At 60.8% G+C, this 7686-nt stretch carries 7 protein-coding genes; 3 read left to right on the top strand and 4 right to left on the bottom strand.

The window, feature by feature from the left end; translation table 11 throughout:
* Positions 1 to 47 precede the first annotated feature (47 nt).
* Genes EOA28_RS17955 through EOA28_RS17945 form a run of 3 tightly spaced genes read right to left on the bottom strand, consistent with a single transcriptional unit; the run spans position 48 to position 3560 of the window.
* On the bottom strand, positions 48 to 1010 hold the full coding sequence (locus tag EOA28_RS17955) for a substrate-binding domain-containing protein (RefSeq protein ID WP_127875746.1): 963 nt from the start codon (positions 1008 to 1010) through the stop codon (positions 48 to 50).
* 22 nt (positions 1011 to 1032) lie between these two features.
* Positions 1033 to 2037, bottom strand: coding sequence for an ABC transporter permease (locus tag EOA28_RS17950; RefSeq protein ID WP_128315113.1), 1005 nt, complete (start codon positions 2035 to 2037; stop codon positions 1033 to 1035).
* Positions 2034 to 3560: a sugar ABC transporter ATP-binding protein gene (locus EOA28_RS17945; RefSeq protein ID WP_128315112.1), complete on the bottom strand. Its 1527-nt coding sequence runs from the start codon at positions 3558 to 3560 to the stop codon at positions 2034 to 2036. Before EOA28_RS17945 ends, EOA28_RS17950 begins: the two co-directional genes overlap by 4 nt.
* Positions 3561 to 3666: 106 nt before the next feature.
* Between EOA28_RS17945 and EOA28_RS17940 the strand changes: the two genes are divergently transcribed.
* The 3 genes from EOA28_RS17940 to EOA28_RS17930 all read left to right on the top strand — a co-directional run bounded on the left by EOA28_RS17940 (position 3667) and on the right by EOA28_RS17930 (position 6465).
* Positions 3667 to 4662 (top strand): LysR substrate-binding domain-containing protein, encoded by a 996-nt coding sequence (locus EOA28_RS17940; RefSeq protein ID WP_128315111.1) that lies wholly within the window; start codon positions 3667 to 3669, stop codon positions 4660 to 4662.
* 475 nt (positions 4663 to 5137) lie between these two features.
* Positions 5138 to 5659: a flavin reductase family protein gene (locus tag EOA28_RS17935; protein ID WP_189342084.1), complete on the top strand. Its 522-nt coding sequence runs from the start codon at positions 5138 to 5140 to the stop codon at positions 5657 to 5659.
* A 125-nt stretch (positions 5660 to 5784) separates the two neighbouring features.
* Entirely contained in the window at positions 5785 to 6465 is a 681-nt protein-coding gene (locus tag EOA28_RS17930; protein WP_128315109.1) for a GntR family transcriptional regulator, read from the top strand.
* A gap of 190 nt (positions 6466 to 6655) precedes the next feature.
* Here the strand turns inward: EOA28_RS17930 and EOA28_RS17925 are convergent.
* Positions 6656 to 7686: Gfo/Idh/MocA family oxidoreductase (locus EOA28_RS17925; RefSeq protein WP_148670748.1), on the bottom strand; the 1031-nt coding region annotated here is incomplete at its 5' end.

The raw sequence follows: 7686 nt of genomic DNA, 5'->3' as shown, positions 1-7686 counted from the left end.
TTGCTGCTGGACCCGCCGGCCTCGCCGGCGGGTCCGTTCGAAGGCGGTCAGTTGCTCGGGGGGAAAACGCGGGCGATAACCTTCTTCGCCTCGGGACTGTCGACCTTGTCGGCGGTGACCAATGGCATCACCAGAGCCAGATCCTGGGTCACCTTGCCTCCCGTCAGGGCGTTGTAGACTTGCTGGGTGCCGTCGATTCCTTGGCCGACCGCTTCCTGGAAGAAGATGCCCTGGATCGCCCCCTTCTTCAGCAGCGCAATGGTGGTGGGCGAGCCATCGGCGACGGTGATGCCAACTTTGCCGGTGAGGCCTCGGGTCTCGACCACCTTTGCGGCACCGCTCCCGGCCTCATCATACATGCCGTAGATTGCCTTGACGTCGGGATGTGCAGTCAGCAGGTCGTTTGCCTGAGTGACAGCCTCATTGATGGTCAGGCCCCGGGTTTCAAGCATCTGGACCAAGTCGCAGCCGTCCGCCGCGAACGCCTCCTTGGCGCCCTTGAGATACTTCTGCGCATTCTCCCGGTCCTGCGGCAGCGACAGCATGCCTACCTTGTTGCCGCCGCGCTCCTTGGCGAGATCGCAGGTGAATTTCCCTTGCGCCTTGCCGGTCTCATAATTGTTTGCGGTGACAGAAGATGTGTAGTTGGTTAGTCCCGGCTGCGGACCGATGCCGGCGAAGGCGATCGGCACCTTCTGCTTTTCCAGATAATCGAGCAGCGGCGGCGTCGATGTCGAACTGACCGGACCGATCACGATTGCCGCGACCCCCTTTGTCACGGCCGTCCGCGCATTGTCCATCTGCTTGGCGGGTGAGTTCTCAGAGGTGTACTCGACATAGTCCATGCCGAGCTCCTTGGCCTTCTCCTTCACGCCGTAGCCGACCCATTGCCAGTAGGAGATGTCCAGCGAGGGCGCGATATAGGCGACGGTCTTCTTGTCCTCGGCATATGATGCGCTGGACAAGGCGGACGCCGCCAGTGCTGCAATTAGGATGCTCTTCAACTTCATCTTGGTTCCTCCCATTGATGATCTAGAGTCGGTTCTTGTTGCTGAAGCGGTCGATCAGGACCGCAAGCAGGATCGCAGCGCCGGTGACGGAGCCTTGCCAGAAGCTGTTGACGCCGATGAGGTTCACGCCGTTCTGGATGCAGGTGATCATCAGCGCGCCGAGCACCGCGCCGATCGCGCTGCCGGTTCCGCCAAAGAGGCTGGCACCGCCGATGACGACCGCGGCAATCGCCTGCAGCATCAGGCTGGCGCCGGCCGTTGCCTCGGCATTGAGGATGTAGCTCGCCGTCAGCAGCCCGGCGAACGAGGCGAGCAGGCCGGAAATGACATAGGCGGCGAATTTGATGCGAAGCACGGGAATGCCGAGCAGCCGGGCTGCGGTCGCCGACGACCCGACGGCATAGAACCAGCGACCCAGCACGACCTTGCGCAGCACATATTCCAGCAAGACCATCAGGACGATGCAGAACAGAAGATGATTGGGGATGCCGGGGACGATCTCGCCGGAATTCAGCAGCCAGAAATCCGGCGCACTGATCGGCATCGAGCGACCCTTGGTGACGATGAAGGCCAGGCTGCCCGCCACCGCATAAGTGATGAGGGTGACAACGAAAGGAGCGAGCCTGACGACAGTGACGAGAAACCCGTTGATCGCTCCGAATACCAGCCCCACGGCCAAGCCTGCCAGGCTGGCGGTAAGATCGTCGGCTCCCTTGGCCATTGCCAACGCCGTGACCATTCCAGTCAGCGAGAACACCGAGCCGACCGAAAGATCGATGCCGCCGGTGACCACGACCAAGAAGACGCCGAGCGACATGATGATGAGCGGCGCAGCGGCCTGGATGATGTTTTGGACGTTGCCCATGCTGAGCGCCGCGGGGACGAATATTCCCACCGCCAGCAACAGGACGACAATCGCGCCGGCGATTGCGGCCTCGGTGCGGTAGGACATAAGAATCCCGGGAGCGCAGGTCCTGGCGGCCCGAGCCTTCTTGGCCGTCGCGGCGCCGTTGGTTGCGTCGGTCATGCTGCCATCCCCGTCAGCTCGGCGAGCCCGTCTTCGGTGAAGCGCTCGTCCGGCAGAAACCCCTTCGGGCGCCCCTCGGTGTCGAAGGCGAAGATCACATCGCACAGCTCGAGCAGCTCGACGTTCTCGGTCGACCACCAGACAATGATTGCTCCCGTATCCGCCATCTCGCGGATCAGCGCGTAGATATCGTGCTTGGTGCCAATGTCGACGCCGCGCGTCGGCTCTTCCAGCACCACCATGCGCAGCGGCAATCCGAGCCAGCGCGCAACAATCAGCTTCTGCTGGTTGCCGCCGGACAGCGACGCCGGAAGGTCCCAGATCGAGCCCGCCTTCAACTTGAGCGCCGAAACCAGACCGGAACATTCCTGCCGTTCGGCGGCGCCGACGATCCGCCGGTTGTCGCGAACCCTGCGCGCGGCAAGCACGTTGTCGACGATCGGAAGCTGCGAAAGGATGCCCTTCGCTGCCCGGTCACCCGAGACGAAGCCGATGCCCGCGCGCGCCGCCGCGGCCGGGGAGGGGAAGCCATCTGCGAGACCCTCGCCGGAGAGGCGCCAGCCGGCGCCCTTTCCCGCGCCGACGAGGGGATCGATCAGGCCCGTCGGACCCGCCGGTGCGCCGGCCAGCCCCAAGATGGTGCCGGGCCAGATTTCCAAAATGGCGCCGTCGGGCCCCAGCAACTCCACCGGGGTACCCTCTCGGCTGCGCTCCCGCCGCTTGAGCTGCGCGCCGGAACGGTGGGTCGATTGCCCCATCTGCTGGATGATCTCGGCGTCGCTCAGCGAGGCAAGCGGCGTCCCATTCGCCACGGTGATGCCGTCCCGCAGGATGGTGCAAACGTCGCAGAGTTCGCGGATTTCCCGCATCCTGTGCGAGACGAATACGATTCCGATACCCTCGTCTCGCGCCAAACGCTTCAGCACGGAGAAAAGCTTGGCCGTCTCGCCCGCGGTCAGGTTGGCGGTGGGCTCGTCGAGAAGCAGCACTTCGGCGCCTGTTGAAAGCGCGCGAGCGATCTCCACGATTTGCCCTTCATGCAGGGACAATTTGGCCGCCGTGAGGTCCACGATCTCCTCGCCGATCGCCGTATCGATCAGGCGCAGCGCATTGAGGGCGATGTCGTGCATGCGGCGGCGGCTGCTCTGCGACAGGCCGGACTTCGCATGCACGATACCGATGTTCTCCGCGACCGACAGTTCGGGCAGCAGCGCCAGCTCCTGATGCACCACCGCTATGATCGGGCCGCCCCGGCCGGGCTTCTCCGACATGAAGACGACATCGCCGGCGTCGCGGGACGTAAGGCCTGTGATGATGCGGATCAGGGTGCTCTTGCCGGCGCCGTTGCCGCCCAGCAGCGCATGTATTTCGCCTGCCCGGACCTGAAAGCTCACGCCGCGCAGGACGCGGGTTGCGCCGTAGCTCTTCTCGACATTGGCAGCGTCGATCAGAGGCGTCCTGGTCGATGCCTGTGCGGCCGCGCTCACATTGCCGGCGACGCCCAGGCCCTGGGCCGTTTCCATCCTGCATCTCCTCCCGAGATCGCAGGGATGATGCGACCGATTGACATTCGGCTCAATTCTCGTTTCTTAACATTCTGTGTAGCTGAACTTAACTGACGAGCACGATATGTCGGACATCAAGTTCAAGTCGATGGCGCATTTCGAAGCCGTTGCGCGCCTCGGCGGCGTGGCGAAAGCGGCGCAGGAATTGCAGGTGACGCCTTCGGCCGTCAGCCAGCAACTGCGCTTGCTCGAGCACCAGTTGGGCGTGCGGCTGTTCCAGCGCGAAAAGCGCCACCTTTCCCTGACGATCGACGGGGAGCGGCTCTACCAGACCACCACGCAAGCCTTCGAGTCCATCCGCGAGGTTCGAAACGCCATCGTTCGCCAGCGCGAAAGCTTTCAGCTCAGCCTCCGGGTCAGTCCCTCCTTTGGCGAGAAATGGCTGGCGCCACGTTTAGCTGAATTCAGCAAGGACTACCCGACCTGGAATTTGCGCGTCGACGCGACACCCAATTTCTCGGATTTCGAAACCGAGGTCATCGATCTCGATCTTCGCTACGGCGACGGGGGCTGGGCCGGCCTCTATTCGGACTGCGTGGTCAACGACCTGATCCTGCCCATGTGCTCGGCTTCGTATCTCACAGAACTGCAGAGGCTTTCATCCGATCCGCGCGAGCAGTTGCGCCAGGCAAGACTGATCGACAGCGTCAAGGCCTATTTCCGCTGGGATTACTGGCTGCCGCGTAACGGTGTCCAGGGCGCGCGCATGACCTATCCCTATCGTTTCGACCGCTCCTCGATGTCGGTTCAGCTGGCGAAGGATGGAGCGGGCGTGGTTCTGGAAAGCACGTCAATTGCGTTCGAGGACCTTGTTTCGGGCGCTTTGGTGCCCGTCTCGACCCAGTTCGACGTGATAGAGTTCCCCGGATACTGGCTTGTCTGTCCTTCGCGGCATATGAACCGGCGCGCGGTGCGCCTGTTTTCGGAATGGGTGTCGCGGGTCGGCAGGCGCGACACAGACCGCGCTCGGGATTTTATGTCCGAGTTTGGGCTGCGCATATCGTTTGAACGACGGCCTCATTTCGGATTGCGGGATGACAAGCCCGCCGCGATGGCTTGAACAAGAATATCTGGCGCTCTTGCTGGATTCCACGCTCCAAACAAGCCAGTTCGCGACATAGGTTGAATAAAGTTGCCTGGGGATTGGAAGCGCCGATCTCGCTTGTTTTGTTTTCGACCAGACTATGTGGGCGATCCATTTCTTCCAACGTCGTGAGCTGCTCGGCTCAGTGCAACCGTACCCCCTTGCAAGCTGTGGCCTTGAGACCCTCCTGGCTGCTCAGGACCTAACGCTGAACACCTCCGACCACACCTACAGATTCTCGTTGCGCACTGCGGAGTTCCTCGACAACGCAAACAGGCCTCCCAAGTCCCTGCGAGGTGGATTTGGCTAGCGACCTGGCTTGCAAATCACATCCAGGCGCGCTAGTGTATGCAGAATTCAGTACGCAATCGAAGGCTGACACACGGGCATGACATCTCAGACGGTCGCCTCAACTTCGAAAGATGAGCAAAATCCAGGAGACCGGCCAAGTGTGGATGCCGACACCTTTCGTGGCATATTCGGTGGGTTTCCCAGTGGCGTAACCATCGTGTCGGCAACCGACTCCGGTGGAGCACCGGTCGGGTTGACCGTCAGTGCAGTGATGTCCCTGTCGCTGAGCCCCCCGCAGCTGGTCATATGTCTGCAATCGTCAAAATACACGCTTCAGGTCATCCGGGCCCAGAAGCGTTTCGCCGTCAATTTTCTGGCCAGTGATCAATCGTGGATCTCAGATCAGTTCGCGTTCGGTCAAGGCGATAAGTTCGGCGGCATAGATTGGGCTTATGGCGAAACCACGGGTGCTCCCGTGATCAAGGACGTGCGTGCATATGCGGAATGTCAGGTGGATTCCCTGATTGAATCTGGCGACCATACGATTGTCGTTGGACGCCTGGTCGCCGGCGGCACAGCCGATGCTTCTCCTTTGGTTTATCACGCTCGCAATTACGCTTTACTTTCGGCCCACCCTGGAAGCTCTCGCACGGCACCTTCGGACCGCCCAAACAACAAGTAGGCGCACAATCGCGGCATTGCATCGAAGCTGAGGCACAGGTTTTGCCAAACCACGGATTTGAACGACCGTCGGCTTTCATGACGTACATGGCGCCGCCGTCGTTTAGGTAGGGAGCACTGATTACCGTGCAGGAACTTGAAAAGAGTGCAGCGGTTGGCGTGCCGGCTTACGCGATGGTCAAGAAGCTGATCGTTGACAGCAATTTGCGACCGGGTGAACTGATCTCCGAAAGCGACCTTGCAGAGCGTCTAGACATCGGCGAACCGCTGATCAGGGCGGCGGTGGAGCGATTGGTAGAAGATGGTTTGGTCAATCATGTAGACGCGAAGTTCCTGCAGGTGGCTGCGCTCGATAGAAAATACATCGACGATGTCTACCAGGTTACCAAGGCCCTCGAGATACAAGTCGCGGTACAGTCGATAGACCACATACCGGCAGACGCGATCGAGGAGTTCGCGATGGTGCTCGAAAATATCCGACCGGACGTGGAAGCGGGTAATCCATATCCGGTTCGCGAGGCCTATGAGCATCTGCAGCGCATGTTCCTGACGTACTGCGAGAACGATCTTATCTGCTTGATACTTGGACGGCTGCAGGATCATCTGACCCGCGTAAGGCTGGCCAGTCGCGCTACCGATGACCGCCAATGGCTGCACATAGAATATTGGGTCATGAAGGACGAACTCGATGCGCTTCGTGCGCGCGACGTCAACAGGCTGACCACAACGCTTTCCGCGCACATGGACATGTTCCGGCGCTGGATACTCCAAAGCTGGATCTCACCCGATCAAGCCGAGAAAGGATGACGGTTTCTCGCAAGGCAAAACCGCCGTCAACCCAAAGGTCCGGCCAGTCACGAATCCTCCCTCATCGCTTAAGATATCCTCGGCGTCGTTTCCTTCCTGGTTCACATGGTCGAGCTGTAAGGGATCTTCATCGAATTAGGAGCCAAGTCTCGACGCCATCCGAACCACAGGCGGTCTCTTGGGGAAACGCTCACAACTCGAATGGAACGAACACGCTTCCGGCCCCGGCCGACCGCAGCGCAGTGAACATGAAGCCAACGCCCCTTGCCCCGTCGTGAACGGTGGGGAAGTCTCCATTGTCGGGCGTGTTTCGACCTTCCGAAATTGCCCGCGCCACCGCTGAATAAATGTTGGCGAACGCCTCGAGATAACCTTCGGGATGGCCGGCAGGAATTCTGGAGGCTGCTTTCGCTCCGGCGCTGACGCCCGCGCCGCCGCGGGCAAAGACAACCGGCTGCTGCCCGGATGCCGTAAAGGTGAGTTGTTCGGGATGCTCTTGGTGCCAGGTGATCGCGGCATCGGATCCGAACACACGCAGTGCAAGCCCATTTGGACAGCCGTGAGCTATCGAGGTGGTCCAAAGGGCTCCACGGGCTCCACCTTCGAAGCGCAGCAACATGTTGACATGGTCGTCGAGCGGATTGCGCAAGCTGGCCAAATCCGCAGCCAGCGCTTCTACACGTAGCCCGCTGACATATTCGGCCAGATGGAATGCATGCGTCCCAAGCGACGCCACCACACCGAGCGCTCCTGCCTTGGTCTGGTCGTGCTGCCATTCCTTTTTGCCAAAGGCCTGCGTCTGGTACTGATGCGCATATTCCACCTGGACGGATAGGACCTGGCCCAGCCTGCCCCCGGCAATCATGTCCCTTGCCATTCGCACCATGGGATAGCCCGAATAGGTGTATGTTATTGCAAGCAATCGGCCAGTCTCGGCCACCCTTGCGCTCAGGGCGCGGGCATGCTCGCGGTTCACTACTAGCGGCTTGTCGCAGATTACGTGTATGCCCTTGGCAAGAAACGCATCGGCGATTTCATAGTGGGTTTCGTTGAACGTACAGATCGTGACGGCGTCGATGCCGTCTGGGCGCTCAGCCTCGCGTGCAGCCATTTCAGTGTGGTCTGCATAGGCTCTTTGCGGGTCGATGAAGAGGTCTCGCGCGACCTGTCTGGTCCGCTCCGGGTTGCGGGAGAAGACGCCCGCAACCAGCTCCCAACGAC

This window comes from Mesorhizobium sp. M2A.F.Ca.ET.067.02.1.1 (assembly GCF_004023285.1).
Classification (GTDB): domain Bacteria; phylum Pseudomonadota; class Alphaproteobacteria; order Rhizobiales; family Rhizobiaceae; genus Mesorhizobium.
The sequence above is the reverse complement of the archived record's forward strand: the minus strand, read 5'-3'. Positions and strand labels throughout refer to the sequence as shown.

Coding starts and splice junctions, on each gene's coding strand:
- EOA28_RS17945 (WP_128315112.1), bottom strand. CDS start 3,560: ATGGAAACGGCCCAGGGCCTGGGCGTCGCCGGCAATGTGAGCGCGGCC.
- EOA28_RS17955 (WP_127875746.1), bottom strand. CDS start 1,010: ATGAAGTTGAAGAGCATCCTAATTGCAGCACTGGCGGCGTCCGCCTTG.
- EOA28_RS17950 (WP_128315113.1), bottom strand. CDS start 2,037: ATGACCGACGCAACCAACGGCGCCGCGACGGCCAAGAAGGCTCGGGCC.
- EOA28_RS17940 (WP_128315111.1), top strand. CDS start 3,667: ATGTCGGACATCAAGTTCAAGTCGATGGCGCATTTCGAAGCCGTTGCG.